Below are 26,048 nucleotides of genomic sequence, written 5' to 3'. Positions count from 1 at the left end.
TCAGCGGTCGCGCCGGTGGCGCTCCTCCACGGCGACGGCCGCCGCCGCGACGGCGCCCAGCACGGGCACCGCCAGCGGCGCGATGAGCAGGGCGGAACCGGCCACCAGGACCGCTCCCCCGACGAGCAGGAAGGATCCGCCGGGGTCGAGGACGGTACGGCGGCCGGCCGCCGCGAGCAGGGTGCGCCAGCGGTCGCCGGGCGCCCAGACGGCCGCCGCGCGCAGCCCCGCGACGGCGAGGCCGATCACCGCGAACAGGCCGACGGCTCCGACGAGCGGCCCGCCCGGCAGCCCGGCCCGGACGGCCTGGACATCCACCCAGGCCACGGCGACCGCACCCCACCCGGCGAGCCCGACCAGCCAGCCGCCGGACAGGGCGGCCCGGAAGTCGCTCACGAACTCCCGCCACCCGCCGCCCACCTGCCCGGTACGGCGGCGCAGATGCCGGGCGCCGGCGGCGAAGGCGGCCGGGTAGGTGACGACACCGAGGGAGGCGACGGCGATCCAGACGCCGGTGAGCAGGCATTCGGCGAAGACGCCGAAGCGGTCGGAGAAGGCGGTGGACTTCGCCCGTACGTCGTCGGCCACGGCCTCAGCCCTTCAGTCCGGAGGTCGCCATTCCGTCGATCAGATAGCGCTGGAAGGCGAGGAAGAACAGCAGCACGGGCAGCAGCGCGACCAGGGACATGGCGATCATCCCGCCGTAGTTGGCGGCCACGCCGTCGGAGTCGCGGAACATCATCAGGCCCAGCGAGACCGTGTACTTGCCGGGCTCGTTGAGGTAGATCAGCGGACCCATGAAGTCGTTCCAGGCGTTGATGAAGGTGAAGATCGCGCTGGTGATCAGGGCGGGCCGGCACAGCGGCAGCACGATCGACCAGTAGATGCGGAAGTGCCCGCAGCCGTCGAGCCGGGCCGCCTCGTCCAGTTCCCGGGGCAGGTTCCGCATGAACTGCACCATCAGGAAGACGAAGAAGGCCTCGGTCGCGAGGTACTTGCCGATGAGCAGGGGGGTGTAGGTGTTGATCCAGCCCAGCTTCTGGAACATCACGTACTGCGGGATCAGCAGCACGTGGTACGGCAGCAGCAGGGTGCCGATCATCAGGGAGAAGAGCAGGTTGCGGCCGGCGAAGCGGATCCGGGCGAAGGCGTAGGCGGTGAGCGAGCAGGAGACGAGTACGCCGACGACGGCGCCGAGCGCGTAGAAGAGCGAGTTCTGGAAGAAGGTCCAGATCGAGATGTCCGCGATTCCGGCGGCGAGGCCCTTGAAGTTGGACAGGATCGGGTGGGACGGCAGCAGCTGGAGGCTGTTGATGATGTCCTTACTGGGCTTGAACGAGGCGCCGATCACCCAGACCACCGGATAGAGGATGACGGCGAGGATCAGCAGGGCGCCCAGGTGCCAGGCGAGCGAGCCGGTGCGCTTGCGGGAGAGAGCGGGGGAACTCATCGGGCGGCCTCCTCGTAGTGCACCCATTTCTTCTGGGACCAGAAGAGGACGGCTGTCACCAGGGCGACGGCGAGCAGCAGCATCCAGGCCATCGCGGCGGCGAAGCCCATCTGGGCGTTCTTGAAGCCCTGCTCGTAGAGGTAGCAGGTGTAGACGAGCGTGGCGTCGGCCGGTCCACAGGTGCCGTTGGAGACGACATAGGCCGAGCCGAAGATCTGGAAGGAGTGGATGGTCTCCAGAAGCACGTTGAAGAACAGCACCGGCGAAATCATCGGCAGGGTGATGTTCCAGAACTTCCGCAGCGGCCCGGCGCCGTCCATCTCGGCCGCCTCGTACAACTCCCTGGGGACCTGCTTCAGGCCCGCCAGGAAGATGACCATGGGTGCCCCGAACTGCCACACGGTCAGTGCGACCAGGCAGTACAGCACCCAGTCGGCGTTGCCGACCCAGCCGCCGACGTGCCAGCCGAAGAAGGACTGGGTACGGTCCACGACCGCGCCGTCGGAGAACAGGGACCGCCAGACGAAGCCGACCGAGACACTCGCGCCGATCAGCGAGGGGGCGTAGAAGGCGGCCCGGTAGAAGGCCTGGCCGCGCCGGCTCTGGGCGAGCAGCATCGCCACTCCGAGGGCGAGCAGCAGTTTCAGCGGGGTGCCGATGACCACGTACTTCGCGGTCACCTCCACCGACTTCTGCCAGCGGGGGTCGTCGAACATCTTGGTGAAGTTGTCGAACCCGACCCACTTCGGGGTGTTGAAGAGGTTGTAGTCGGTGAACGCGAAGTAGAGCGAGGCGACCATCGGTCCCGCGGTCAGCAGCAGGAAGCCGGCGATCCACGGGGACATGAAGAGGTAGCCGGCGAGGTTCTCGCGCCGGCGGCCCGGCCGCCGCCCCGTGGTGGCGGAGGCGGCCGAACGCGTCCCGCGCGCGGCGGGCAGGGAGTCCTTGACGAGCGTCACGACAGGTCCCATCAAGCCTGGAACGCGGCCTCGGACTCGGTGAAGAACTGCTTCACCGCGTCCGCGACCTTCGTCTTGCCCTGTCCGAGGTCGCCGCCGATACGCAGGAAGGCGGCCTCGATGGTGTCGGCACCGGAGGGGTGCGGGGTGATCGTGCCGAGGACGCCCGCCTTGGCGGTGTCGTCCTCGTACTGCGCGATCTCCTTGTTCACCACGTCGGTCGGCTTGAACGCCGTGTACTGCTCGGTGCTCGCGAGGATGCCCCGGTCGTATCCCATGATCTTGCCGACCTCGGGGTCGTGGACCATGAAGTCGATGAACTGCGCGACCTCTTTGGGGTGAGCGGTACGGGCGGAGGCGCTCAGCATCAGGGAGGCGAGGTACTGCCCCGTGTGCTTGCCGTCCATGGTCGGGATCGGCGCGAGACCGTAGGTGCTGTCACCCTCCGACGAGTAGCGCACGGTGAAGTTGTCCCAGGTGAACTCCGAGGCGCCGTGCCCGGCCGAGAGGGACGACTTGGGGGCGTCCTGGGCGACGACCTTCGGGTCCGTGACGATGCCGGCCTTCACGCGGTTGTAGCCGTCGGCCCACCACTCCGTCAGGTCGGCCTTGTCGAAGCCGAGTCCGTCCTCGGTGTAGAACGCCTTGCCGTTCTGGCGGAGGTAGAGGTCGTAGAGGTACATGATGGCGAAGTAGCCGGTGTCCCCCGCGACCTTCGTCCTGTCGTGGATGGTCTTCAGGGCCTTGAAGTAGTCGTCCCACGTCCAGCCCGCGTGCGGTTCGACGCCGGCCTTCTCGAACACCTTCTTGTCGATGACGAGCGCCATGGTGTTGGAACCGACCGGGATTCCGAGCTGCTTGCCGTCCACCTCGCCGACCTTCGTGACGCCGGATCGGAAGTGATCCAGGCTCAGATTGCCTGCCTGAACCTGAGACTTGAGGTCGAGGAGAATTCCGCGCTTGTCGTACTTCCGAAGAAAGGTGACGGCATTTTGGAAAACGTCCGGGGGATTTCCGCCGGCGGCCTGGGTCTGGAACTTCTCCCAGAACGATTGATATGTCTGGAAGTCCGTCTTGACCTTGATCTTCGGATACTTCTTCTCGAAGAGCCTGATGGTCTGATTGATCTTCGTGGCGCGTTCCTCGGCACCCCACCACGAGTAACGGATCGTCACCGTCCCGTCCCCGGAACCGCTTCCGCCTCCGCAGCCGGTCGTAGCGGCGAGCCCGAGCACGGCCGCCGAGGCCCCGGCCGCCTTCAGGACGGTCCGCCGCTCCATGTTCCTGCTCGTTCCCACAGTCGGGCCCCTCCCCGCAGCGTCGCCGACGCCTGCATGAATCGTTTCAAGTAAGCGCTTGCTGGCACAAGTTACGGAGGGGCCGGTGAGGCGTCAATGATTCGGACAGGAATTTCTTGCGGCCGGAGGCGGCGGAACGACGCGCCGGGGTGCGGGCACGGGGGCCTCCGGCCGGGCGACGGCGCAGGTGAGGGGCGCACGGTCGGGCGGCCGAACGCGAAGTGACCGACGGGGGCGAGGATTACGAGTCGACCTCGATGGGTCGGCCTCGGCTAGCCGGCCTCGACGGGCGGGCCGGGGAAGGCGGGGCCGGGGAGCGCGACCAGAGGGCGCGGCCAGAGGGTCGGGCCGGGGAGGGCGCAGCTGGAAGCCGAAGCCGAAGAGCGCGACCAGAGGGCCAGGCCAGGGAGCCCGCGACCGGAAGCCGAAGCCAGAGAGCGCGACCGGAGGGCCAGGCCAGGGAGCCCCCGGCCGGAAAGCAGGGCCGGAGAGCGCGACCGGAGGGGTCGGGCCGGCAGGTGGGCCGGGACGAGGGGTCGTTGCGGGGGGGGGGGGCCGCGAGGGTTCGGGGTGGGCGCTGCGGATTCGCCTCCCGGCGATGGCTCGGCCTGGTCGGCAGCGAGGGTGGGGCACCGTCATGAACGAACGGTTCTCACGGCACCGAGCCGGCGGCGCGGCCGATTCCTCCGACCGCTTCGCCCCCCGACACGCCCCCCCTCCGGTCCCGCCCAGCGGGCTCGCCGCGCAGATCACCGGCGACTTCCGCACTACCCGGCGGGTGCGATCGGCCGCCGAGCGGAGCGGCAAGGCCGCGTACCGCCCGTGTTCGTGCACGCCACCTCGGACGGCCAGGAAAGCCCTCGCACGGCTCGGAGCGCGGCGGAGTCGGTGCCCACACGCCGCACCCGCCTCGTCGGCACACGGGGGCACAGCAGACGCGCCGCAGGCCGTTACGAGGCCGGTGTGGCCGCCGGGCTCCCCCGGCGGCCCTCCCCGGCCTGTGAACGACCACGGCCCACCTGCTCTCTCGCAGGTGGGCCGTGGTTCCGGGTGGGCGATACTGGGTTCGAACCAGTGACCTCTTCGGTGTGAACGAAGCGCTCTCCCACTGAGCTAATCGCCCGGACGCAGGAAGAACATTACCCCATGTCAGGGGGTGCCCCCGACCAGTCGCCGGGGGTCCGCGGCCGTCGGCCGGGTCAGTCCTCGATCTTCCAGGGCATCACTATGCCGAACTTGGCGAGGTAGATCCCGGCCAGCCCCGCCACGATCACCAGGCCGATCGCCGTCAGCGTGATGTTGCGGCGGCGCACCTTGGGGTCGAGGGCCTTCTGGGCCGCCTCGGTGACCTTGCGTTTCGTCCACCGGAGCACCAGCTGGGCCCAGACGAACTCGGTCGCCCAGATCGCCATGCCACCGAAGATGATCACCCAGCCGGGCCCCGGCAACGGCAGCAGGACGACACCCACGCCCACCACCGCCAGGCCGACCGCGAAGACCCCGACCTGCCAGCTCAGGTGCAGCATCCGGCGCGCCTTGACGAATTCGGGCGCCCGCGATCCGAGCCCCCGCTCGTCGCGCGCCCCATCCACGTCCGTCCCGTCCACCTCGCTCCCGTCCGAGGCCACGGCAGCCTCGCCCGGTTCGTTACTCCCCGTATTCATACGACCAAACCCTACCCGAGCGATTCCGGTCACCGGAATGGTCGTAGATCGCGCCGAGGTTCTCGGCCGGAAGAGTTACGTAAACACACGCAAAACACTCAGAGGGGTTTACAACGGCACCGTAGGTGGCATGTCGATTTCGCCGACGTGCGAATCCCCGAGCGCACACTGAGCGAAAGGCCCTGGCGCTTATGAACACCACGGTCAGCTGCGAGCTGCACCTGCGCCTCGTTGTGTCGAGCGAGTCTTCCCTGCCTGTCCCCGCAGGCCTGCGGTACGACACGGCCGACCCCTACGCCGTGCACGCCACCTTCCACACCGGAGCCGAGGAGACCGTCGAGTGGGTGTTCGCCCGCGACCTCCTCGCCGAGGGGCTGCACCGCCCCACCGGCACCGGCGACGTCCGCGTCTGGCCGTCCCGCAGCCACGGTCAGGGCGTCGTGTGCATCGCCCTGAGCTCTCCGGAGGGCGAAGCCCTGCTCGAAGCCCCGGCGCGGGCTCTGGAGTCCTTCCTGAAGCGCACTGACGCCGCCGTGCCGCCCGGCACGGAACACCGGCACTTCGATCTCGATCAGGAGCTCTCGCACATTCTGGCGGAGAGCTAGGGCAACGCCCCTGCAAGCCGCCCGGCGCCGTCCACTCGGGGAGACGGCTCGGGCCTAGACAACCGCATACGGCAGCACCGGTGCCGCCACCGTGATCGATCGGTCACGGGGCGGCGCCGGTGTGTCCGTGTGCCTGGGAACCACCGGCGGGCGCCGCGCGTTCTACAGGGCGGCGGCGAGTGGGACAGAGCACGGTGCGGTGGAGCCGTATGTCGCTACGATCGGCCACCATCGGCGGGCGCCCGCCCGACCCCCAGGCCAGGGAGCGAAACGTGCTGATCACCCACGACACCCGGTGTTCCCTAGACGCCGTGGTGGACCTGGTGAACACCGCGCCGGAGGACGACACGGCGCCGGACGGACTGCCCGATGTCGCGGCGCTCCAGGTTTTCGTACGAAACCACGACATGAGCGGTGTGGGCGTGCTCTCGGAGTTCGACCTGTCGGCGGTGCGCAGGGTCCGCGGGCGGTTCGCGGGCATCTTCGCCGCCCCGGACGCCCGGACCGCCGCAGGGATGATCAACGAACTGGTCGCGGCCGCGGGCACCACTCCCCAGCTCACGGACCATGACGGCTACGACTGGCATGTGCACTACTTCGCGCCGGGCGCCTCGGTGGCCGACCACCTCGCCGCCGACTGCGGGATGGCGCTCGCGTTCTTCGTCGTCGCCGGGGAGCAGGAGCGGCTGCGGCGCTGCGAGGCCCCGGACTGCCGGCGCGCCTTCGTCGACCTCTCCCGCAACCGCTCGCGCCGCTACTGCGACAGCCGGACCTGCGGAAACCGGCTGCATGTCGCCGCCTACCGGGCGCGTCGCAAGGAGGCGGCGGGCTGACCCCCGGGCCAGGTGCCGGAGAACGCCCGAAGCCCGGAAGGACTGAGACCGCGGGCCGGTCGTACGGTTCGCCGTCGGGGTTCGTCGATGCCGACGCCTGTCCCGGCGGGTGGCGCCGGGACGGGCGGGTACGGCTCACAGCCACAGCAGGTCGTGCAGCGCAGCCATGAGGAGCAGACACCCGATCACCGCAAGGAAGATCATCAGCGGTGGCTGGGAAAGGGCGAAGAGGCACCCGCGCGGCTCGTCCTTCGGCGGCACGGCCTCGCTCTGTTTCGTGTCCAGCATCTCGCGGCGATGATGACCCAGCGAGCACCCGCCGCGCGATCAACACGCCCGGAATGGGCGGGAGTTCGCCGAATTCCGTGATGTCCGGTTCACTTGCGCTCGCGCAGTGAACGCTTCCGCGCGCGCCGTAGCCGCACTGTGTCGTTTCAATGCCTCATGCGATTGTCATATGCATCCGCCCGCGACCCGTCTGAACAGCGTCGGACCGGCGCGACGCGGCGCCGGCCGCCGTTCGGAAGCCCGCGTGGGGCCCGCCCTCGCGGAGCGTCATATTCCGTGCTTCTTGAGGATGGCCTCGATGTCGCTGAAGTCCTCACCCGAGCCGGTACCGCGGGACGCCCCCGCGGGCTTGGCCGCCGGGCGGGTGGCGGGACCCAGCGACGGTGCCGAGGCGGTGGGGGCGACGGCGTCCCGTCGCTCGCCCCGGGCGGCCGCCTTGCGCTCGGCTCGGGTGGAGCCGCGCCGTCGCTCCACGGCGCGCGTGGAGGCGAACAGGGCCCAGGCCGCACCGAGCACGCCGAAGCCCGCCCAAGCGGTGGGGCTGAACGCCGTGTCGGCGAGCCAGCCGACCACTCCCGTCATGACCAGGCCGACGGGCACGAGCGAGTAGGCGGCGATACGGGCCGCCGACAGGTACCGCTTGCGGTAGGCGGTCACCACGGCGATGCCCAGCCCCGCCGCGGACGCTGCGGAACAGACTGTCTCGGCGATCATCCGGTCCTCCTGGCGGGCTCGGTCGGGCGGGGCGACGGACACGCGCTGCGTCGCGCCCCCTCCATCGTGCACCGCCCGGCCCGTGCGATCCATGCCCAGGCCCGACAATCAGGGGCATCTCGGGGTGCTCTCCGGGTCGTCTCCACCCCAGGGACGAGCGGTGATGACGGCCGGCCACCGGCCGCCGCCCACCGTCACGATTGGGTCGACGGAGTCCGGCCTGGAAGACTGGTCGCCATGAACGACTCCCCCGCGCGCGCCGACGCCCCGGTCCTCGACGTCTGGTGCGAACTCCAGTGTCCCGACTGCCGCAGCGCCCTGGACGACCTCCGCGCCCTGCGGGCCCGGTACGGCGACCGGCTGGAGCTGCGGCTGCGGCACTTCCCGCTGGAGAAGCACAAGCACGCCTTCGCCGCCGCACAGGCCGCCGAGGAGGCTCTGGAGCAGGGAAAGGGCTGGGAGTACGTCGAGGCGGTCCTCGGCCGAGTGGAGGAACTGGACCGCGAGGGCGAGCCGTTCCTGGTCGAGGTGGCCCGTGAACTGGGCCTGGACGCCGAGGAGTTCGACACCGCGCTGGTCGACGGCCGGCACATCCTGATCGTCGACGCCGACCAGGCCGAGGGACAGGCCATCGGCGTGACCGGCACCCCGACCTACGTCATCGGCGGCGAACGCCTCGACGGCGGCAAGAGCCAGGAGGGCCTGCGCGAGCGGGTGACGGAGATCGCGGACCGGTTGCTGGCCGAGCGGGAGTAACCCCGCGGCCGCAACCCCACAGTCAGTGCCGGAGCGGCTTTCAGAGCAGATTCTTGTACAGGTGGTAGGTGATCGTCTCGTAGCCGAGTGACTCGTAGAGCCGCTCGGCGGGGGTGTTGCCCGCGAAGACGTTCAACCTGATGGCGTTTCGGCCGGCCGCAACGCCCTGCGCCTCCGCCAGGAGCATCAGCGTGCGGCCGTGCCCCCTGCCCCGGTGGCGCGCGTCGGTCTCGACCTTGTAGACGAAGGCCCTGTCCTCCCGGGTGCCCGTCCAGAGCGTGCCGACCGCGGTCCCTTCGTGCTCCAGGACCCTGAAGACCATTCCCGGGGAGGCCAGGCCGTCGGGCAGGGCGGTGGCGGTGTCCCGCAGAGCCTTGGTCCTGGCCTCCGCCTCGGGCACCCCGCGCTCGATCCAGCTCCGCGCGTAGTCCTCTGCGTGCTTCTCCTGCCAGGAGCCGAACTCCGCCGGGGTCATGGGCCGCCCCCGGCTCCCCGCGGGCAGTCCGGGCGCGGTGTCGCCGAGCGGCTTCTCCATGTGGCGATTGCGTACGAGGTAGCCGAGGACGGTCGCCGCCTGCAGCGCCGCCCTCGCCTCCGCCCCCGCGGGCACCGATGCCTCGATCCGCGTGCACCCCCACCCGCGCAGCACCTCCTCCGCGGCGAGCGCGGCGACCGTGCCCCGGCCTCGTCGGCGGTCCGGCTCCTCGATGCGCAGGTCCAGGATCCGGCCCACCGAGTTGCCGAAGTGGGGGCTGATGCCGAGGTGTATCGCGCCGACGGGACGACTGTTCACACATACCTGGTACCGGCGTGAACGCGTCCCGTCGGCTTCGTGCTGAAGCGGCTCGGTCGGCCGCAGGGTGGTGGTCATCAGAGGTGTTCTACCCGCCGCGGACTCCCGCGTCAGCCCAATTAAAAGGGGGCTCTTACGGATCCAGGTCCTCGCCCGACCGCTCGTCGAAGATCCGCATCGCCTTGACGGTCACCGGGCCGGGGGCGCCGGGGAGCGCTCGGTCGTCCACCCGGTGCACGGCCTGGACGTCGCGCAGGGTGGAGGTGAGGAAGACCTCGTCGGCCCGCTCCAGGACGTCCAGGGGCAGGTCGGTCTCCTTGGCGCCGGCCCACTCGACGGTCAGGGCGCGGGTGATGCCGGCCAGACAGCCGGAGGCGACCGGCGGGGTGTGGATCTCGCCGTCGAGGACCACGAAGACATTGGAGCCGGTGCCCTCGCAGAGCTGTCCGACGGTGTTGGCGAACAGCGCCTCGGAGGCGCCGTGTTCGTGGGCGCGGGCCAGGGCCAGGACGTTCTCGGCGTACGAGGTGGTCTTCAGGCCGGTGACCGCGCCGCGTTCGTTGCGGGTCCAGGGGACCGTGATGACGGCGGTGGCGTCGGCGCGGCGGCCGGTCTCCCCGACGGCCACCACGAGGGTGGGTCCGCGGTCACCGCGGTCGGAGCCGAGCGGGCCGTGGCCCCCGGTGAAGGTGATGCGCAGCCGGCCCAGCGGCATCGGGTTGGCCGCCAGCACCGCCTCGCACGCCCGGCGTACCTCGTCGTGGTCCGGGTCGGGCAGGCCCAGGCCACGGGCCGAGCGGGTCAGCCGGTCGAGGTGCCGGGTGAGCGCGAAGGGCCGCCCCTCGATCGCCTTCACCGTCTCGAAGATGCCGTCTCCCACGGTCAGCCCGTGGTCGAACACGGAGACACGCGCGGACTCGGCGTCCTGCAGCCCGCCGTCCAGCCAGATCTTCACCGGGGTTCCCCTTCGTTCAGGTCGTACGTACCCGACGCTACCGCGAGCAGCCGGGCGGCCTTGAGCTCGGTCTCCCGCCATTCACCTTCGGGGTCGGACCCCCAGGTGATCCCGGCCCCGGTACCGAACCGCAGTTCGCCCGCGCCCCGGTCGATCCAGAAGGTCCGGATGCCCACGGCCAGCTCGCCGACGCCCCGGTCCGCGTCGACCCACCCGATACCGCCGCAGTACGGCCCGCGCGGCGCGGTCTCCAGGTCCTCGATGATCCGCAGGGCGCTCGACTTCGGCGCGCCGGTGACGGATCCGGGCGGGAAGGCCGCCGCGAGCAACTCGGCCCAGCCGGCCTCCACGGGCAGCTCGCCCCGGACCGTGGAGACCAGATGGACGAGCCCGGGATGCTTCTCGACGGCGCACAGGTCGGGGACGGTCACCGTGCCGGCGAGGCAGACCCGCCCGATGTCGTTGCGGACCAGGTCGACGATCATCACGTTCTCGGCGTAGTCCTTCTCCAGGAGGTCCGCCTCGGTGCGGCCGGTGCCCTTGATGGGCCCGCTCTCCACGCTCCGCCCCGCCCGGCGCAGGAACAGCTCGGGCGAGGCGGTGGCTATCTCCACGCCGTGCTCCGGCAGCCGAATCGTTCCGGCGTACGGCGCCGGGTTGCCGCGGGCGAGCAGCGCGGTCAGGGCGTCGACGTCGGCGTCCGGGTCGACGCGCGCGGACAGGACACGGCACAGGTTGGCCTGGTACACCTCGCCGGCCGCGATGTGCGTACGGATCCGCTCCACGGCCCTCGTGTACGCGGCGCGGTCGAGGGACGACGTCCAGTCGCCGGCGGCCGGACCCCGCCACCGCCCCGGCACCGGCGCGGGCACCGGTTCCTCGCGTACGTCGCCGAACCGGGCGCAGGTCAGCCGGCCCTCGAAGTCCGCGCAGACGGCCCAGAAACCGGTGCTGTCGAGAGCCGTGGGGTCGCTGGTGACATCGAGGAGACCGGTGGCGAGCCGTGTGCCGAAGCGGGCCAGAGGAGGGTGATGGAGCACGTCGTCGAGTCTATGGCGGGTGTCATGGGGGTGGCCCGGGCATGTCGTCAAGGGGGCCCTGACCACGTCGTCCGCCAGGACCGGCGCAGCACGCTGCGCAAACGCGTTTTTGTACTGGCCCGGGAATCCGCTAGAGTTCAACACGTCGCCGGGCCGCGAGAGCGGACCGAAACGACAGGCGGACGTAGCTCAGTTGGTAGAGCGCAACCTTGCCAAGGTTGAGGTCGCGAGTTCGAGCCTCGTCGTCCGCTCGAAGGAAGTAGGGATCTTCCCGATCCCCTACACTCCTGGTGGAGTGGCCGAGAGGCGAGGCAACGGCCTGCAAAGCCGTCTACACGGGTTCAAATCCCGTCTCCACCTCCAAGGACGATTAGCTCAGCGGGAGAGCGCTTCCCTGACACGGAAGAGGTCACTGGTTCAATCCCAGTATCGTCCACTGGATCTTCGCCCCCTTCGTCGCTCTCGTCGAAGGACCGGGGATCTGACCCCGCGCGATTAGCTCAGCGGGAGAGCGCTTCCCTGACACGGAAGAGGTCACTGGTTCAATCCCAGTATCGCGCACGCAGTGCCCGTGATCTTCGGATCCCGGTCCCGAGGACGATTAGCTCAGCGGGAGAGCGCTTCCCTGACACGGAAGAGGTCACTGGTTCAATCCCAGTATCGTCCACACCGCAGAGAGCCCCGACCGTTGCGACGGTCGGGGCTTCTTCGTGTGCCAGGGGCTGCGCGTGCGCCCGGCACGGGTGCCGGGCGCGCCGGGCTCAGCTGGAGAAGAGCATGTGGGCCCAGCTCTTGTTGTGGCCGTGGTGACCGCTGTGGTGCCCACCATGGCCGCCGTAGTGGCCGCCGTGGTGCTGCTGCGGGGCGCCCCAGGCCGGCGCGGGCGGTGCCGGGTAGGCCTGCGGGGCCGGCGGGACCGGCTTCGACCACTGGGCCTCCATCTGGGTCAGCGCCTCCAGCTCGCCGTAGTCGAGGAAGATGCCCCGGCAGCCGCTGCACTGCTCGATCTGGACGCCGTTGCGGTTGTAGGTGTGCATCGGCGCATGACACTTCGGACACTGCATGGTCGGCTCAACTCCTCGCCGGTAAAAAATGCTTCGCGTTCTCCCAGGACAGACTCCGTCCGACCCCGGTCGGTTGCACCCTACTTCGGGAAATCGAGGGCCAACCGGGCGGGGAGCGGGGTCGGTCGGGAGCGACACGGGGGTCATTCCGGGGCCATCCGGGCACAAGCGTCGATCAAGGACTGCTCGACCTCGTCCAGGGCGCGGTCCGCCGCGAGAGCCTTCGCGAGGTAGCGGGCGGCGGTCTGGACGGTGAGGGCGCGGGCCGGAACGTCCAGCGCCGGCCAGGGATCACCGTCCTCCGGTACGGCCGGGCCGCCGGCCGCGCGGTAGGCGGTCAGGAAGCGGGTCCAGTCCTCGGGCGGGAGGAGGCCGCAGGCGTACCAGGAGGCGGGGCGGGCAAGGTCCCAGGCCGGCACGCCGACGCCCAGGTCGTCGACGTCGATGAGCCGCCACGGGCCGTCCGGCGCCGGGTGCCGGACTAACTGGCCGAGGTGCAGATCGCCGTGGCAGAGGGTACGGGTGCCGGGCTGCGGGGCCTCCGCGCGGGCCCAGGCGGGCAGCGCGGACCAGGCGCGGAGGACCGGCGGGGCGGCGGGGTGGCCCGGAGCGGCGGCCAGTGCCTCGCGGAGGCGGGCTGTCGCCTGGGCCGCCTTGGCGGGGCCGCGCATCGGAGGCGTGCCGGGGAGAGGTGGAGTGCGGTGGAGACGGGCGAGGAGGGTGGCGGCGGCTTCCCAGGGGGCGGCGTCCGGGGCGTCGGGGTCCACGGGGCGGCCGTACGGCCAGAGGGTGACCGGGCGGGTGCCGAGCACGGTCGCCGGGATGGGCGTGAGCGGGGCGAGGAAGACGTCGGGGATATGGGCGGCGGTGGCCAGGCGGCGGGCCAGGGCGGTGGGGTCGGTGCCGGGGGCGTGGGCCTTGGCGACGGTTTCCGCGTGCCGGAGGACCGTGGTGTCGGGGCGGTGGGCGAGGGTGGTGGTGGCGCCGCAGTGGCAGGTCGTCGCGCCCGGGTGGGCGGCGGCTCTGACCTCGGCGGTCAGCTGCGGTATCACGTCTGCGGTGGTCAAGGGTCCCCCGGGGTGTGCGGATGCTGCGCCGAGCGTACGTGGGTGCACTGGGGCGGGGTTCACGGTCGGGCGGGGTGGAGGCTGGGGTACGGGGGTGCCGCTCGCCCGCGCATACGGGTGCCGCTGCGCCCACCCGTGCCGCCTGGGGGCACCTCCCAGGCCCTCAAGGCACTGGGGGGACGCACGATTGCCCGCGACTGGGTGGCCCCGTAAGGGGCGCGGGGCTGTACCGGTCTGCGGCTCCGCCGCGGGGCGCGACCGGCCCCCACCGGCCCGCAGGTGCACATCAGTCGTCGTGCGCACCGCAAAAAAGCAATGCCGGCGCAGCTCCCCAGCTGCGCCGGCATTTTTGCCGTCCGCCGCACCCCCGTCCCCACGGGGTTTCATAGGTGGATGTCCCCGCCCGAACCGCTCTTCCGGGCCTGGGGTCGCCGCTCAGCGCCCCAGCATCACTCCCACGGACGACGCCTGTGTGGCCACCGTCTCCCAGCCGTCGAAGACGAGCAGGAGCAGGGCCGCCAGGGGAAGGGCCATCAACGTCGCCACCAGGGGGTGGCGGCGGCCCTGCCGGCGGGGGCGGGTGGTGTGTGTCCGCTGTGCCGTAAGAGCCATGGTCCCTCTCCTGACCGTTCAGTTGTCGTTGGCAGCGGCGGGTGTCTGACCTCGGGGGACGAGTGCTGCACCCGCCGCTTGACCTCAAATCTAGGCGCGGGCCACCTCGGGGACGTCATGCCCTCGTACCGAATCACGGGCCTCCGAGAGGATGAGCTGTGACCTGCGGCCTACTCCCCTGGGTGGAGACGGGGTCCTACACCTCGTCCTAGGCCTCCGGGTCTTCCCGGAGGGGGTGCCCGGTCCTTCCCGGTTTTTCCGAGCTGTCCTCGCGGGGCACCGGCTGCTCGACGAGGGCCAGGACCCGGGTCGCCATGAAACGGGCCGTACGGACAACACTGCCGTTTCGCGTGACTTCGCTCACTTCCACCACCCCTCGTCGCACCGCCGTCTCCACCCGGCGGCCCGCCCTGCTGGCCACCACCTCGTACGTACGGGTCGTGTCGCCGGCGTCGACGACTATCTCCACTCGGTCACCCTTCACAGCTTCAATCCCCCTTCTGTGACGGCTTGTTGGCGCAGGCGGATGCTCAAAGGAGCCGATACCGGCGCCTTCCTGACCACTCCTCAAGTCTCGCACCCGGCACTGACAATCCGTCGGGCCGAGAGGGCGCGGCCTCTGCGCGCGGGCGGCCGTGGAAACGTAAGCTGTGCCACGTCACACGGACCGGGCAGCGGGGATGAACATGGCGATGATGCGCCTGAGGCGCGAGGACCCGCGCGTCGTCGGCTCGTTCAGGCTTCACAGAAGGCTCGGCGCCGGCGGGATGGGCGTGGTCTACCTGGGCTCCGACAAGAAGGGGCAGCGGGTCGCGCTGAAGGTGATCCGGCCGGATCTGGCGGAGGACCAGGAGTTCCGGTCGCGTTTCGCCCGTGAGGTCTCGGCGGCCCGCAGGATCCGGGGCGGCTGCACGGCACGGCTGGTCGCCGCGGACCTGGAGGCCGAGCGGCCGTGGTTCGCCACCCAGTACGTGCCCGGTCCCTCGCTGCACGACAAGGTCGCCGACGACGGCCCGCTGGGCGCGGCGGACGCGGCGGCGGTCGGGGCGGCGCTCTCCGAGGGCCTGGTCGCCGTGCACGAGGCCGGCGTCGTCCACCGGGATCTCAAGCCGTCCAACATCCTGCTGTCCCCGAAGGGGCCGCGGATCATCGACTTCGGCATCGCCTGGGCCACCGGGGCCTCCACCCTCACCCACGTCGGTACGGCGGTGGGCTCCCCCGGGTTCCTCGCGCCCGAGCAGGTGCGCGGTGCGGCCGTCACCCCGGCCACCGACGTGTTCTCGCTCGGCGCGACCCTGGCCTACGCGTCGACCGGCGACTCGCCCTTCGGGCACGGCAGTTCCGAGGTGATGCTCTACCGCGTGGTCCACGAGGAGCCGCAGCTGTACGGGGTGCCGGACGCGCTCGCCCCGCTGGTGCGGGCCTGCCTGGCGAAGGACCCGGAGGACCGGCCGAGCACGCTGCAGCTGTCGCTCCGGCTGAAGGAGATCGCCGCGCGCGAGGCGCAGGGGCTGCCGGACGTACGGCCGCCGGCGCCGCGAGCCGCGGAGGCGGACCGGCCCACCGGACGGCTCGCCGAGACCTACCCGGAGCCGCAGCGCGCCCAGCGGCGGCCGCCGCAGTCCTCCCCGGGCACGCCGGTGCGGGGCAACGCGCCCTCGCGCGGCGGCAGCGGCCCACGGGCGAACGGCGGGGTGCCGTCCCGGCCGGGTGGCGCGCGCCCCATGCCGGCTCCGCGCGGCCATGGCAACGGCACCCGGCCGGGGAGCACCAACGGGAACCGGCCCGGGCCGCGGAGCGGTACCGGGCGACCGGCGCCGCGCACCACGGGCACCGGACGGCGTCCGGCCAACCCGCGGCTGCTGCGCCAGCGGCTCTTCGTGTTCGTGGTGGTGACCCTGCTGGTGGCGCTGGGGATCGCGCTGGCCCAGGGCTGCTCCGGCCCGGCGCACGGAATGGGCGTGCCCGGTGGGGGCGTACCCGCGAAGTCGGCCGCCCTCAGGGAGTGACAGCTCCTATGCCTGCGGGCGGCCGGTGGTCACCGCGTAGAAGGCGACCGCGGCAGCCGCGCCGACGTTGAGGGAGTCGACGCCGTGGGACATCGGGATGCGGACCCATTCGTCGGCGGCGACCAGCGCCTGCGTGGAGAGGCCGTCGCCCTCCGCGCCCAGCATCAGGGCCACCCTGTCCATCCGGTGCGGCGCGGCCTCGTCGAGGCTGCGGGCCTTCTCGTCCGGAGTGAGGGCGAGCAGCGTGAACCCGGCCTCGCGGACCGAGTCGAGCCCCTTGGGCCAGGTGTCGAGACGGGCGTAGGGCACGGAGAAGACCGCGCCCATCGAGACCTTCACGCTGCGGCGGTAGAGGGGGTCGGCGCAGTCGGGGGACAACAGCACCGCGTCCATGCCGAGGGCTGCCGCCGAGCGGAAGATCGCGCCGATGTTGGTGTGGTCGTTGACCGACTCCATGACCACCACCCGGCGCGTGGTACGCAGCAGTTCGGTGGCCGTCGGCAGCGGCTTTCGCTGCATGGAGGCGAGCGCGCCGCGGTGTACGTGGTAGCCGGTGACCCTCTCGGCGAGCTCCGGGCTGACCGCGTAGACGGGGGCCGGGAGTTCGTCGATGACATCGCGCATGACGTCGACCCACTTCGCGGACAGCAGCATCGAACGCATCTCGTAGCCCGCGTCCTTCGCCCTGCGGATGACCTTCTCGCCCTCGGCGATGAACAGGCCTTCGGCCGGTTCGCGCTTGCGGCGCAACTCGACGTCGGTCAGGCCCGTGTAGTCACGCAGGCGCGGGTCGTCGGGATCCTCGACGGTGATGAGATCGGCCACAGGGTGATACTGCCTTGTCCTGGGTGTGGTGCCAACGGGCTGGAACGGGTTGTGTTACCCGGGGTTACGCCGATGCCTCTCCGGCGGACGGGTGGGGTGGCTCTCCGGCGGACGGGTGGGGGCCGACGTTCACGACCTCGCCGACGACGATGACCGCCGGGGGCTTCACGTCCTCCGCGCGGACCACCTCCGCCACCGTGGCGAGGGTGGCGTCGACCCGGCGCTGGGCGGCCGTCGTGCCCTCCTGGACCAGGGCGACCGGGGTGTCCGGGGACTTGCCGTGGGCCACCAGGGTCTGGGCGATCTGCCCGATCTTGTCGACGCCCATCAGGATCACCAGGGTCCCGGTGAGCTTCGCGAGGGACGGCCAGTCGGCGAGCGAGCGCTCGTCGTCCGGCGCGACATGGCCGCTGACCACGGTGAACTCATGTGCGACGCCCCGGTGCGTGACCGGGATGCCGGCCGCGCTAGGCACCGAGATCGAGCTGGAGATGCCGGGCACGACCGTGCAGGGGATCCCGGCCTCGGCGAGCGCCTGGACCTCCTCCATGCCCCGTCCGAAGACATAGGGGTCGCCGCCCTTGAGTCGCACCACCGACCTGCCCTGCTTGGCGTGCTCGATCAGGGCGTTGTTGATGGCCTCCTGGGCCATGTAGCGGCCGTACGGGATCTTCGCGGCGTCGATCACCTCGACGTGCGGCGGGAGTTCGGCGAGCAGGTCGCGGGGGCCGAGGCGGTCGGCGATCACCACGTCGGCCTCGGCGAGCAGGCGGCGGCCGCGCACCGTGATCAGGTCGGGGTCGCCCGGGCCGCCGCCGACCAGGGCGACGCCCGCGTGACGGGTCCGGTGGTGCGGGGCGACGAGGGTGCCGTCGCGCAGGCCCTCCACGACCGCGTCCCGGATGGCGGCGGTGTGACGGGGGTCGCGGCCCCGGGCGTCGGTGGTGAGCACGGCGACGGTGACGCCCTCGCTGTGGCCGGTGGCCGGGGTCCAGGCGGTGGCCCGGTCGGCGTCGTCGGAACGGACGCACCAGACGCGGTGCCGTTCCGCTTCGGCGGAGGCGGCGGTGTTGGCGTCGGGGTCGCTGGTGGCGATGAGGGCGTACCAGGCGTCGGTGAGGTCGCCGTCCTGGTAGGGGCGCTGTACCCAGGTGATCTCGCCGGCGTCCGCCATGGCCTCGACGGAGGGGGTGGCCTCTGGGGATACGACGGTGATGTCGGCGCCGGCCGCTATGAGCGCGGGGAGGCGGCGCTGGGCGACCTGACCGGCGCCGAGGACGACCACCTTGCGGCCGGTGAGGCGGAGGCCTACGGGGTAGGCGGGGTGTTCGGCCATGAGGGTGCGACTCCCAGGTGTGGCGGCGGTTCGATGCCCTGACGTGCAGATTTTACGGGGCGCTGAGTTGCGGCGAGTCAGGTGTCCGGGGGCTGGGCAGGGTGGCCGGGTGCGGGTGCGTGGTCCGTGCCCACCCGTTCCGCCCTGCGGAACGCCTGCCCACGGACCACGAAGCGGTTCGCGCCCCGCGCGACGAACCGCCCGGGCCACGATCCGGTTCGCGCCCCCGCGCGACGCACCGCCCAGGCCACCGGGCGGTCAACGCCCGCGCAGGACGAAGCGCCCCGGCCACCAAGCGGCCGTCGCCTCGCGAGACCAACCACCCGGACCACGACCCGATTGGTGCCCCCGTAGGACGGGCCGTCCGGGCCACGATCCGGCCGACGCCTCGCACGACCAACCACCCGGACCACGACCCGGCTGGTGCCCCCGCAGGACGGGCCGTCCGGGCCGCGGCGGCCCGACCGCGTGGGCTCCGGTCGGACGCCCGGGCAGGGGCGGCTCGCTGTCCGTGCGGCGCCGCACGGGCCGCCGTTCGCTTTCCGTCGGCGCAGGACGGTCCCGCTACTTCTCGGTCACGCCCGCCGAGTCGAACGTGGCCACCTCGTGCATCGCCCGTGCCGTGCTCTGGACCAGTGGGAGGGCCAGCAGGGCGCCCGTGCCCTCGCCCAGGCGGAGGTCGAGGTCGACCAGGGGGCGCAGGCCCAGCTTGTTGAGGGCGGCGACATGGCCGGGCTCCGCGCTGCGGTGGCCCGCGATGCACGCGGCCAGGACCTCGGGCGCGATCGCGCGGGCCACCAGGGCCGCGGCGCCCGCGCTGACGCCGTCCAGGATCACCGGGGTGCGCAGGGACGCGCCGCCGAGCAACAGGCCCACCATCGCCGCGTGTTCGAAGCCGCCGATCGCCGCGAGGACGCCGATGGGGTCGGCCGGGTCCGGCTGGTGGAGGTCCAGGGCACGGCGGACGACCTCGGTCTTGCGGGCGAGGGTCTCGTCGTTGATGCCGGTGCCGCGGCCGGTGACCTCGGCGGGGTCGGCCCCGGTGTAGACGGAGATGAGCGCGGCGGACGCCGTGGTGTTGGCGATCCCCATCTCACCGGTGAGCAGGGCCTTGTTGCCGGCCGCCACCAGATCGCGGGCGGTCTCGATGCCCACCTCGATGGCCTGCTTGGCCTCCTCGCGGGTCATGGCCGGGCCAGTCGTCATGTCGGACGTGCCCGCGCGGACCTTGCGGGGCAGCAGGCCGGGCGTCGCCGGGAGTTCGGAGGCGACGCCGACGTCCACCACGCACACCTCGGCGCCCACCTGGGACGCGAACGCGTTGCAGACCGCTCCCCCGCCGAGGAAGTTGGCCACCATCTGAGCGGTGACCTCCTGCGGCCAGGGGGTGACGCCCTGGGCGTGCACCCCGTGGTCGCCGGCGAAGATCGCGACGGCCGCGGGCTCCGGGATCGGCGGCGGGCACTGCCGGGACAGGCCGGACAGCTGGGCGGAGATGATCTCCAGCATGCCGAGCGCGCCGGCCGGCTTGGTCATCCGCTTCTGCCGCTCCCAGGCCTCGCCGAGCGCCTTGGCGTCCAGCGGGCGGATCCCGGCGACGGTCTCGGCGAGCAGGTCGTGCGGGTCCTCGCCGGGCAGGGCGCGGCGGCCGTAGGTCTCCTCGTGCACCACCCAGGACAGCGGGCGCCGCTTGGACCAGCCGGCCTGCATCAGCTCGGGCTCGTCCGGGAACTCGTCGACGTATCCGACGCAGAGGTAGGCGATGACCTCCAGGTGCTCGGGCAGGCCGAGCGCGCGGACCATCTCTCGCTCGTCGAAGAAGCTGACCCAGCCGACGCCGAGGCCCTCGGCACGGGCGGCGAGCCAGAGGTTCTCGACGGCGAGGGCCGCGGAGTACGGCGCCATCTGCGGCTGGGTGTGCCGGCCGAGGGTGTGGCGGCCGCCGCGGGTCGGGTCGGCGGTGACGACGATGTTGACCGGGGTGTCGAGGATGGCCTCGATCTTCAGTTCCTTGAACTGCTTCGCGCGGCCCTTGGGGAGGGACTTGGCGTAGGCGTCGCGCTGGCGCATGGCCAGTTCGTGCATGCTGCGCCGGGTGTCGGCGGACCGGATGACGACGAAGTCCCAGGGCTGGGAATGGCCGACGGAGGGCGCGGTGTGGGCGGCCTCCAGGACGCGCAGCAGCACCTCGTGCGGGATGGGGTCGCTGCGGAAGCCGTTGCGGATGTCACGGCGTTCGCGCATGACCTTGAGAACGGCCTCGCGCTCGGCGTCGTCGTAGGCGGGCGCGGCCGGGCCGGTGGACTGACGTGCTTCTGCCACGGGGGCCGTGCTCTCTTCCTGGTCGGCGGCCCTGGTCTCCAGGTCCTCCGCGTGCTGTACGACGTCGGGGTGGTGCTCCGCCACGGGGCCGGGCTCGGCCTCGCGGGGCGCGGGGACGGTGGCGACCTGCTCCGGCGTGTTCTCGCCCTGGTCCTGGGCGGGGAGGACCAGCGGGTGCGGCGGAGTCGGGGCGAGGTGCGGGGTGGTCGGCACCTGGCCGTCGACGGCGACGAACTCGCCCAGGGGCTGGGCCGACGCGGGCTCCGTCGGAACGGCCGGGGCCAGGGACTCCTGGACCGCCGGGGTCTCCTCCGGCTGAGCCGCGGGGGTGGGCGGGGTGCCCTGGGTCTGGGGGCCGGCGAGGGGCTGGACCGGCAGCGGCTCAGGAATCTCCGGGACCTCGAGGGCGGTGGCGGTCTCCATCGGCGGTACGACGGCTGCCGCTGGGAACTCGGCCGGGACCTGCGGCGCCACGGCGTCCGGCGCGGACGGCGCGAGGTGCTCGGCCTCCGGGGTGGCGATAGCGAGCGGCTCCGGGGTGGTGGGAGTGAGCGGCTCCGGTGCGGCGGGGGCGAGCGGCTCCGGGGCCTCGGCGACGGCCGCGGGGGCGACCGGGGCCGGCGCCTCGGCGACGGCCTCCTCGGGCTGCACCGGCGCGGGCGGCACGGCGGCAACCGGCTGACCGGCCTCGGCCAGGACGGCTTCCGGGGTGCGGACGGACTCGGGGCCGACCGCCTCCGACGCCGGAACGGACTCGGGCACGGCGGTCGCCACGAGCTGCTCGGGCGCGGCGGTCTCGACGACCTGCGCGGGCACCACGGGCTCCACGACCTGCTCGGGCATGACAGGTTCCGCGACCTGTGCCTCCGGCGCGACCGGGGACACGGGGTGAACCGGCTCGGGGTGCACCGGCTCGGCCGTCACGGCCTGGGCAGCCGGCTCCGGAACCGCCGTCGCCATGACCGGACCCGCAACCTCCGCCACGGACACGGCCTCGGGCGCGGGCTCGGCCATCGCGTCAGCAGCCGACCCGGCACCGGACGCGGGCGCGGTGTTCTGCTCCTCCGAAACCTCCGGGGCCTGCGCCGCCTGCGGAACCTGTACCGTCTGCGGAACCTCCGCGACCACCGGCGCGGCCTCCGGCATCGCACCCGTCACGGTCCCCTGAGCTCCGCCCGGAGCCTCGGCGACCTGCGGCGTCACCGGCTCGGCCACGGGCACCGGAACGCCCCCGTCGGCCGGCTGGGCCGCGCCTTCCGGGCCGTACGCGGTCTCGGGCCACACCCCGAGACTCGCCGGCGCCTGCTGCTCGGCCGCGACACCCGCGACGTCCGTCAGCGCGGACCCCGGCGCGAAGGCCGTGGGAGCCGCAACGGTGGCGGAGGCCACGGAAGCAACCGTCTCCGGTGCCGGAACAACCGTTTCCGCAGCCGGGGCCTGTGCGGCCACCTGTGCCACCGGCGCTGCCTGCGGGACCGCCTGCGACGCACCCCAGGGCTCGGCGGACTGCGGCGCGGCCTCGCGCGGCGGCTGGGCGTCGAGGTACTCGGGTCCGGCCGTCGGCAGGCCCGGCTGCCGGGACGCCGGCGTGTCGGCAGGGCCCCGGTCGGCGAGGGAACGGACCGGGCTCGCGGAGGTGTCGGGGATCGGCGGACCGAGGTGCAGCGGTCGGCGTGGGGCCGGGGCGGCCGTCGGGTCGTGGGGCACGGAGAGGATCGGGGACGCCGGTACCGAGCTGGGCAGCCGGACGGCGCTGAGGTCGACCGAGCCGCTGTCCCGGCCGTCCGTCTCGTGCGGGCCGGGCTCGTGGACGGCCTCGACGACCGGTTCCGGGGCCGGCGGCGGCACTTCGTTGCCCCAGGCGCCCTGGGCGCCCGGGAGCAGCAGGTCTTCGTCCTCGGCGGGCGACTCGGAGAGGTAGGTGTACGCGCCGTGCGCGGGAACGCCCGGCTGTTCCACCATGCCTGCGCTCTCCGGCAGTCCCTCGCCCGGGACCTGGCCGGTGTCCGTCATGCGTACCCCTCGCCCATCGGTTAGTGCCTTCTACGACCAGCTCACTCGGGGCGGCGCACCGACCGCCCCACAGTGAGAACGAGCGTGCGTGCCCAGCGGCACGAACGACCCGCCGGAAAAGGCGACAAAGCCATTCAGTGGCATTGTCCCGGCCGTTCGACCGTCGCGACAGCGTGATCCGCGACAGCCCGCTGTGGACTGCGCCACGTTGCGCGTTCCCGGTTCTGCCGTACCACACCCGCCCCAAAAGGGGCGCGTTTTCCGGATATTGACGAACGAATTTCCGGGCCACCGGTGCGGTGCAGCGATCGGCCAGCCTACCGCGCGCAGTATGACAACAGGATCACGGGGCGCGCTCGGGCAGACCCGCCCGTCGCCCGGCCACCACCCCTCAACGAGGCGCTTCGCGCCCCGGCAATGTCCCGCTGAGCAGGAAAGCGACGTTCCGCTCGGTCTCCGTCCAGGCCCTGGTGTCGAGTTCGACGGACTGCAGCAGGGCGCATTCGACCTGATATCCGTGCTCGGTCAGGTCGCGTCCGACGAGTTCGGCTGCGTCTCGGGTGGCGGCGTGAGTGACGATGCGCTGCGGGCGGCGGTCGGCGACCGCGTTGACCACGGCCGCTCCCCCACCGCCGACCCGGACGACGTCGGGCTCGGGCAGGTTCTCCAGCACATGGGGCGCGCCGCCGTGCACGATCTGGAGCTGGACCCCGAACTTGCGGGCGGCCGCGTCGCTGCGGACGCAGGCCGCGAGGTCCCGGTCGACGGCGATGACGGCGGCCCCGGCGCGGGCCGCCTCGGTGGCGAACGCGCCGCTGCCGCAGCCGATGTCCCAGACGAGGTCGCCCACCCGCGGGCCCAGCCGGGCGAGTTGGGCGGACCTCAGCAGATCCGTTTCCCCTTCGCCGAGCGCGACTCCCTCGCCGTACTCCGCGTCGGGCTGCACCCAGCCACGCGGGCCGGCCGACGGGTCCCGGCCGGCGATCCAGCCGCCGCCCTCGCCCGCCGGCACCGGTGCGGAAGGCCCGCCGATGACGATGACGACGTTGGGGTCGCGCCAGGTGTGGTCGGCGGCCTTGTCGGAGGTGACGACGCTGACCTGCTCGCGGTCGGTGCCGAGTTCCTCGCAGATGACGAAGGTGCGGTGGACGCCCTCCATCAGCAGGCCGAGTTCGGCGGGGCCGGCGCCGGGTGAGGTGAGGACGGCGACCTTGGTATGGGCTCGGCACACATTCACCGCGCGTCGCAGGGTGCGCGGGTGTGCGACGACCACCTGCGCGTCGTCCCAGGGCATGCCGGCGCGGGCGAAGGCGGCGGCCACCGGGGAGACGGCGGGGACGACCTCGACCTCCAGGCCGAACTCGGGCGCGCGCAGGGTCCGTACGACACCGAAGAAGCCGGGGTCGCCGTCGGCGAGCACCACCGCGGTGCCGCGGTGGCCGGCGATGCGGCGGGCGGCGAGGGCGACGCTGCCGAGGCGGATGCGCTCGGCGGTCGGTGGCACCTCGGGGAGGTCCAGATGGTGGGCCGCGCCCGCGACGAGCGTGGCGGCGCCGAGCGCGCCTCGTCCCGCGGCCGTCAGCGGCGAGCCGTCCCAGCCGATCACCGTGACCCGGTCGGCCATCGTCGTCAGTCTCCAGGGTTTTCGCAGGTCGTCAGGGTCCGGGCCCGTGGACGGGCTCAGTGAGAGTACCTGGTGGAGTTGTCCGGCGCGCGACGGGGCGAGTCCCGTCGGCGTCAGTTCCAGGAGGTGAAGCCGCCACTCTCGGCGAGTTCCTCGCCGGCGCCTTCCAGGTCCTCCGGGAGCAGGCTCCACACGATGAAGTCGGTGCGCACGTCCGCCCAGGTGCCGTCCTCGGTGCGGACGTGGACTATGCAGGCGTTGCGCAGCACGCCCTCGCTGATACCGCCGATCTTCTGGGCCACCTGCTGGGAGGCGGTGTTGTCGGCGGCGGTGCGGATCTCGATGCGTTCGAGTTTCTGGTCGCCCAGGAGCCAGTGGGCGGTGGCGAGCGCGGCCTCGGAGGCGTAGCCCTCGCCGCGGGCCCAGGGGGCGATGATGTACGACAACTCGGTCGACCGGATGTGCCAGTTGGTCTTGGTGAGCTGGATGACGCCGACCAGGCGCTGGGTGAGGAACTCGGTGACCGCGAGGTCCAGGCCCCGGCCGTCGGTGCGTTCGGCGGGGGCGTACTCGGTGATCCAGTTCCGGGCCGCGTCCTCGGTGAACGGCTGGGGCACGTCGGTCCAGGCCGCGACCTGCTCGTCGTTCATCATCTCGGCCAGGGCGGGCACGTCGTCCTCATCGAGGGGACGCAGCACCAACCGCTCCGTGCTGATGGAGATGTTGGGGAAGGTGCTAGTCATGCGCCACTCCGTAACCTTCGGAAATCCTTCAGGGCGTGCGAACTGCCCAGCATGCAGCATGAAACCACTGAACGGCACGACGGGGCCCACCCGCGGTGAGCGAGTGGACCCCGTGCGTGGCGATACGCCGTATACGTGCCGTCGGAAAGACGTGTACCAGCCGTCCTGAAGCCGATCGGAAGGACGATCAGAAGGCCGAGCCGGAGGACGATCGGAGGAACGATCAGAAGGACGGGATGACCGAGCCCTGGTACTTGTCCTCGATGAACTTCTTGACCTCGGGCGACGTGAGGAGCTTGGCGAGCTTCTTCACCCGCGGGTCCTTCTCGTTGCCCTTCTTCACCGCGAGGAAGTTGCCGTAGGGGCTGTTCTTCGCGGACTCCAGGACGAGGGCGTCCTTGGCGGGCTTGATACCGGCGGAGATGGCGTAGTTGCCGTTGATCACCGCGGCGTCCACGTCGTCCAGGGAGCGTGCGGTCTGGGCCGCCTCGACCTCCTTGAACTGCAGGTTCTTCGGGTTCTTGGCGATGTCCTGCGGGGTCGCCTCGGTGCCGGCGCCGTCCTTGAGGGTGATGAGCCCGTTGGCGGCCAGCAGCTTGAGGGCACGCGCCTCGTTCACCGCGTCGTTCGGGACGGCGACGGTCGCACCGCTCTTCAGCGCGTCGGCGCTCTTGACCTTGTGGGAGTAGAGGCCGAGCGGCTCCAGGTGCACCGTGACGACGGGCACGATGTGGGTGCCGCGCTTCTTGTTGAAGTCGTCGAGGTACGGCTGGTTCTGGAAGTAGTTGGCGTCCACCGAGCCGTCCTCGGTCGCCGTGTTCGGCACGATGTAGTCCTGGAACTCCTTGACCTCCAGGTCGAGTCCGGCCTTCTTCGCCAGGTTGTCCTTGACGTAGTTCAGGATCTCGGCGTGCGGGGTCGGGCTCGCGGCGACGACCAGCGGGCCGCTGTAGTCGGCGGAGCCGGAGGCGGAGTCCTTGTCCGAGCCGCAGGCCGTGAGCCCGAAGGTGAGGGCTCCGGCGGCGAGGACGGCGGTGGTGATTTTGGCGGTGTTACGCACGAAAAGTGCCTTTCCTTA

General features: G+C 71.9%; 24 protein-coding genes and 6 tRNA genes. 9 read left to right on the top strand and 21 right to left on the bottom strand.

Going from position 1 to position 26,048, the window contains the following annotated elements; genetic code table 11:
- The 6 genes from ACZ4N4_RS33210 to ACZ4N4_RS33185 all read right to left on the bottom strand — a co-directional run bounded on the left by ACZ4N4_RS33210 (nt 1) and on the right by ACZ4N4_RS33185 (nt 5,371).
- Complete coding sequence (locus tag ACZ4N4_RS33210; RefSeq protein ID WP_453577236.1) at nt 1-588, bottom strand: hypothetical protein; 588 nt, start codon at nt 586-588, stop codon at nt 1-3.
- Between the two features lie 4 nt (nt 589-592).
- Nucleotides 593-1,477, bottom strand: a complete 885-nt coding sequence (locus tag ACZ4N4_RS33205; protein ID WP_467595726.1) for a carbohydrate ABC transporter permease — start codon at nt 1,475-1,477, stop codon at nt 593-595.
- Nucleotides 1,447-2,409 (bottom strand): carbohydrate ABC transporter permease, encoded by a 963-nt coding sequence (locus ACZ4N4_RS33200; RefSeq protein WP_467595723.1) that lies wholly within the window; start codon nt 2,407-2,409, stop codon nt 1,447-1,449. The genes ACZ4N4_RS33205 and ACZ4N4_RS33200 overlap by 31 nt, the downstream gene beginning before the upstream one ends.
- Nucleotides 2,410-2,420: 11 nt before the next feature.
- Entirely contained in the window at nt 2,421-3,707 is a 1,287-nt protein-coding gene (locus ACZ4N4_RS33195) for an ABC transporter substrate-binding protein (RefSeq protein ID WP_467595721.1), read from the bottom strand.
- A 1,051-nt stretch (nt 3,708-4,758) separates the two neighbouring features.
- A tRNA-Val gene (locus ACZ4N4_RS33190) sits at nt 4,759-4,830 on the bottom strand.
- Nucleotides 4,831-4,906: 76 nt separating this feature from the next.
- The gene (locus ACZ4N4_RS33185) at nt 4,907-5,371 is read right to left on the bottom strand and encodes a TIGR02611 family protein (RefSeq protein WP_467595719.1); all 465 of its coding nucleotides are present in this window, start codon (nt 5,369-5,371) and stop codon (nt 4,907-4,909) included.
- 191 nt (nt 5,372-5,562) lie between these two features.
- Here ACZ4N4_RS33185 and ACZ4N4_RS33180 point away from each other — a divergent pair, with 191 nt between their 5' ends.
- Both ACZ4N4_RS33180 and ACZ4N4_RS33175 read left to right on the top strand, forming a co-directional pair.
- Entirely contained in the window at nt 5,563-5,976 is a 414-nt protein-coding gene (locus tag ACZ4N4_RS33180; RefSeq protein WP_004002642.1) for an SsgA family sporulation/cell division regulator, read from the top strand.
- A 272-nt stretch (nt 5,977-6,248) separates the two neighbouring features.
- Nucleotides 6,249-6,809 carry a CGNR zinc finger domain-containing protein gene (locus ACZ4N4_RS33175; protein WP_360490296.1) on the top strand — a complete coding sequence of 187 codons (561 nt, stop codon included), beginning with the start codon at nt 6,249-6,251 and terminating at the stop codon, nt 6,807-6,809.
- 135 nt (nt 6,810-6,944) lie between these two features.
- On the opposite strand, the gene ACZ4N4_RS33170 is transcribed toward ACZ4N4_RS33175, so the two are convergent.
- Entirely contained in the window at nt 6,945-7,097 is a 153-nt protein-coding gene (locus ACZ4N4_RS33170; RefSeq protein WP_352219917.1) for a hypothetical protein, read from the bottom strand.
- Nucleotides 7,098-7,364: 267 nt separating this feature from the next.
- Nucleotides 7,365-7,811 (bottom strand): hypothetical protein, encoded by a 447-nt coding sequence (locus tag ACZ4N4_RS33165; RefSeq protein WP_467595714.1) that lies wholly within the window; start codon nt 7,809-7,811, stop codon nt 7,365-7,367.
- Between the two features lie 237 nt (nt 7,812-8,048).
- Between ACZ4N4_RS33165 and ACZ4N4_RS33160 the strand changes: the two genes are divergently transcribed.
- Nucleotides 8,049-8,567 carry a DsbA family protein gene (locus tag ACZ4N4_RS33160; RefSeq protein ID WP_453575540.1) on the top strand — a complete coding sequence of 173 codons (519 nt, stop codon included), beginning with the start codon at nt 8,049-8,051 and terminating at the stop codon, nt 8,565-8,567.
- 40 nt (nt 8,568-8,607) lie between these two features.
- Here ACZ4N4_RS33160 and ACZ4N4_RS33155 read toward each other — a convergent pair whose 3' ends face one another.
- Genes ACZ4N4_RS33155 through ACZ4N4_RS33145 form a run of 3 tightly spaced genes read right to left on the bottom strand, consistent with a single transcriptional unit; the run spans nt 8,608 to nt 11,355 of the window.
- A complete protein-coding gene (locus tag ACZ4N4_RS33155; RefSeq protein WP_467595711.1) occupies nt 8,608-9,438 on the bottom strand; it encodes a GNAT family N-acetyltransferase in 831 nt (276 codons plus the stop codon).
- Between the two features lie 55 nt (nt 9,439-9,493).
- Nucleotides 9,494-10,315 (bottom strand): aminotransferase class IV, encoded by an 822-nt coding sequence (locus ACZ4N4_RS33150; RefSeq protein WP_453575536.1) that lies wholly within the window; start codon nt 10,313-10,315, stop codon nt 9,494-9,496.
- Nucleotides 10,312-11,355 carry a chorismate-binding protein gene (locus tag ACZ4N4_RS33145; protein ID WP_467595708.1) on the bottom strand — a complete coding sequence of 348 codons (1,044 nt, stop codon included), beginning with the start codon at nt 11,353-11,355 and terminating at the stop codon, nt 10,312-10,314. Before ACZ4N4_RS33145 ends, ACZ4N4_RS33150 begins: the two co-directional genes overlap by 4 nt.
- Before the next feature lie 178 nt (nt 11,356-11,533).
- On the opposite strand from ACZ4N4_RS33145, the gene ACZ4N4_RS33140 reads away from it, so the two are divergent.
- The 5 genes from ACZ4N4_RS33140 to ACZ4N4_RS33120 all read left to right on the top strand — a co-directional run bounded on the left by ACZ4N4_RS33140 (nt 11,534) and on the right by ACZ4N4_RS33120 (nt 12,022).
- Nucleotides 11,534-11,606, top strand: a tRNA-Gly gene (locus tag ACZ4N4_RS33140).
- Between the two features lie 38 nt (nt 11,607-11,644).
- A tRNA-Cys gene (locus ACZ4N4_RS33135) sits at nt 11,645-11,718 on the top strand.
- Between the two features lies 1 nt (nt 11,719).
- Nucleotides 11,720-11,791 (top strand) — tRNA-Val (locus tag ACZ4N4_RS33130).
- Between the two features lie 53 nt (nt 11,792-11,844).
- Nucleotides 11,845-11,916, top strand: a tRNA-Val gene (locus ACZ4N4_RS33125).
- 34 nt (nt 11,917-11,950) lie between these two features.
- Nucleotides 11,951-12,022: transfer RNA gene (locus ACZ4N4_RS33120), tRNA-Val, on the top strand.
- A 94-nt stretch (nt 12,023-12,116) separates the two neighbouring features.
- Here the strand turns inward: ACZ4N4_RS33120 and ACZ4N4_RS33115 are convergent.
- From ACZ4N4_RS33115 to ACZ4N4_RS33100, 4 genes are all read right to left on the bottom strand, one after another.
- Nucleotides 12,117-12,419: a TFIIB-type zinc ribbon-containing protein gene (locus ACZ4N4_RS33115; RefSeq protein WP_467595705.1), complete on the bottom strand. Its 303-nt coding sequence runs from the start codon at nt 12,417-12,419 to the stop codon at nt 12,117-12,119.
- Between the two features lie 143 nt (nt 12,420-12,562).
- Nucleotides 12,563-13,486: a phosphotransferase family protein gene (locus ACZ4N4_RS33110; protein WP_467595703.1), complete on the bottom strand. Its 924-nt coding sequence runs from the start codon at nt 13,484-13,486 to the stop codon at nt 12,563-12,565.
- Nucleotides 13,487-13,921: 435 nt separating this feature from the next.
- Nucleotides 13,922-14,098 (bottom strand): hypothetical protein, encoded by a 177-nt coding sequence (locus ACZ4N4_RS33105; RefSeq protein WP_046726640.1) that lies wholly within the window; start codon nt 14,096-14,098, stop codon nt 13,922-13,924.
- A gap of 208 nt (nt 14,099-14,306) precedes the next feature.
- Nucleotides 14,307-14,582, bottom strand: coding sequence for a hypothetical protein (locus ACZ4N4_RS33100; protein WP_450758992.1), 276 nt, complete (start codon nt 14,580-14,582; stop codon nt 14,307-14,309).
- Between the two features lie 196 nt (nt 14,583-14,778).
- Here ACZ4N4_RS33100 and ACZ4N4_RS33095 point away from each other — a divergent pair, with 196 nt between their 5' ends.
- A complete protein-coding gene (locus ACZ4N4_RS33095; protein WP_467595842.1) occupies nt 14,779-16,107 on the top strand; it encodes a serine/threonine-protein kinase in 1,329 nt (442 codons plus the stop codon).
- A gap of 6 nt (nt 16,108-16,113) precedes the next feature.
- Here ACZ4N4_RS33095 and ACZ4N4_RS33090 read toward each other — a convergent pair whose 3' ends face one another.
- The 6 genes from ACZ4N4_RS33090 to ACZ4N4_RS33065 all read right to left on the bottom strand — a co-directional run bounded on the left by ACZ4N4_RS33090 (nt 16,114) and on the right by ACZ4N4_RS33065 (nt 26,030).
- Nucleotides 16,114-16,932, bottom strand: coding sequence for a TrmH family RNA methyltransferase (locus ACZ4N4_RS33090; RefSeq protein ID WP_362565237.1), 819 nt, complete (start codon nt 16,930-16,932; stop codon nt 16,114-16,116).
- Nucleotides 16,933-16,996: 64 nt separating this feature from the next.
- Nucleotides 16,997-18,268 carry a uroporphyrinogen-III C-methyltransferase gene (gene cobA / locus ACZ4N4_RS33085; RefSeq protein ID WP_453575529.1) on the bottom strand — a complete coding sequence of 424 codons (1,272 nt, stop codon included), beginning with the start codon at nt 18,266-18,268 and terminating at the stop codon, nt 16,997-16,999.
- A gap of 564 nt (nt 18,269-18,832) precedes the next feature.
- A complete protein-coding gene (cobT, locus tag ACZ4N4_RS33080; protein WP_467595698.1) occupies nt 18,833-22,603 on the bottom strand; it encodes a nicotinate-nucleotide--dimethylbenzimidazole phosphoribosyltransferase in 3,771 nt (1,256 codons plus the stop codon).
- Nucleotides 22,604-22,994: 391 nt separating this feature from the next.
- Entirely contained in the window at nt 22,995-24,227 is a 1,233-nt protein-coding gene (cbiE, locus tag ACZ4N4_RS33075) for a precorrin-6y C5,15-methyltransferase (decarboxylating) subunit CbiE (protein ID WP_453575525.1), read from the bottom strand.
- A 113-nt stretch (nt 24,228-24,340) separates the two neighbouring features.
- Entirely contained in the window at nt 24,341-24,970 is a 630-nt protein-coding gene (locus ACZ4N4_RS33070) for a GNAT family N-acetyltransferase (protein WP_453575524.1), read from the bottom strand.
- Between the two features lie 223 nt (nt 24,971-25,193).
- Nucleotides 25,194-26,030, bottom strand: coding sequence for a MetQ/NlpA family ABC transporter substrate-binding protein (locus tag ACZ4N4_RS33065; protein WP_453575522.1), 837 nt, complete (start codon nt 26,028-26,030; stop codon nt 25,194-25,196).
- Nucleotides 26,031-26,048 lie beyond the last annotated feature (18 nt).

The organism is Streptomyces sp. NPDC026538, assembly GCF_055567535.1.
This window is presented reverse-complemented; position numbering and strand designations above follow the sequence as displayed.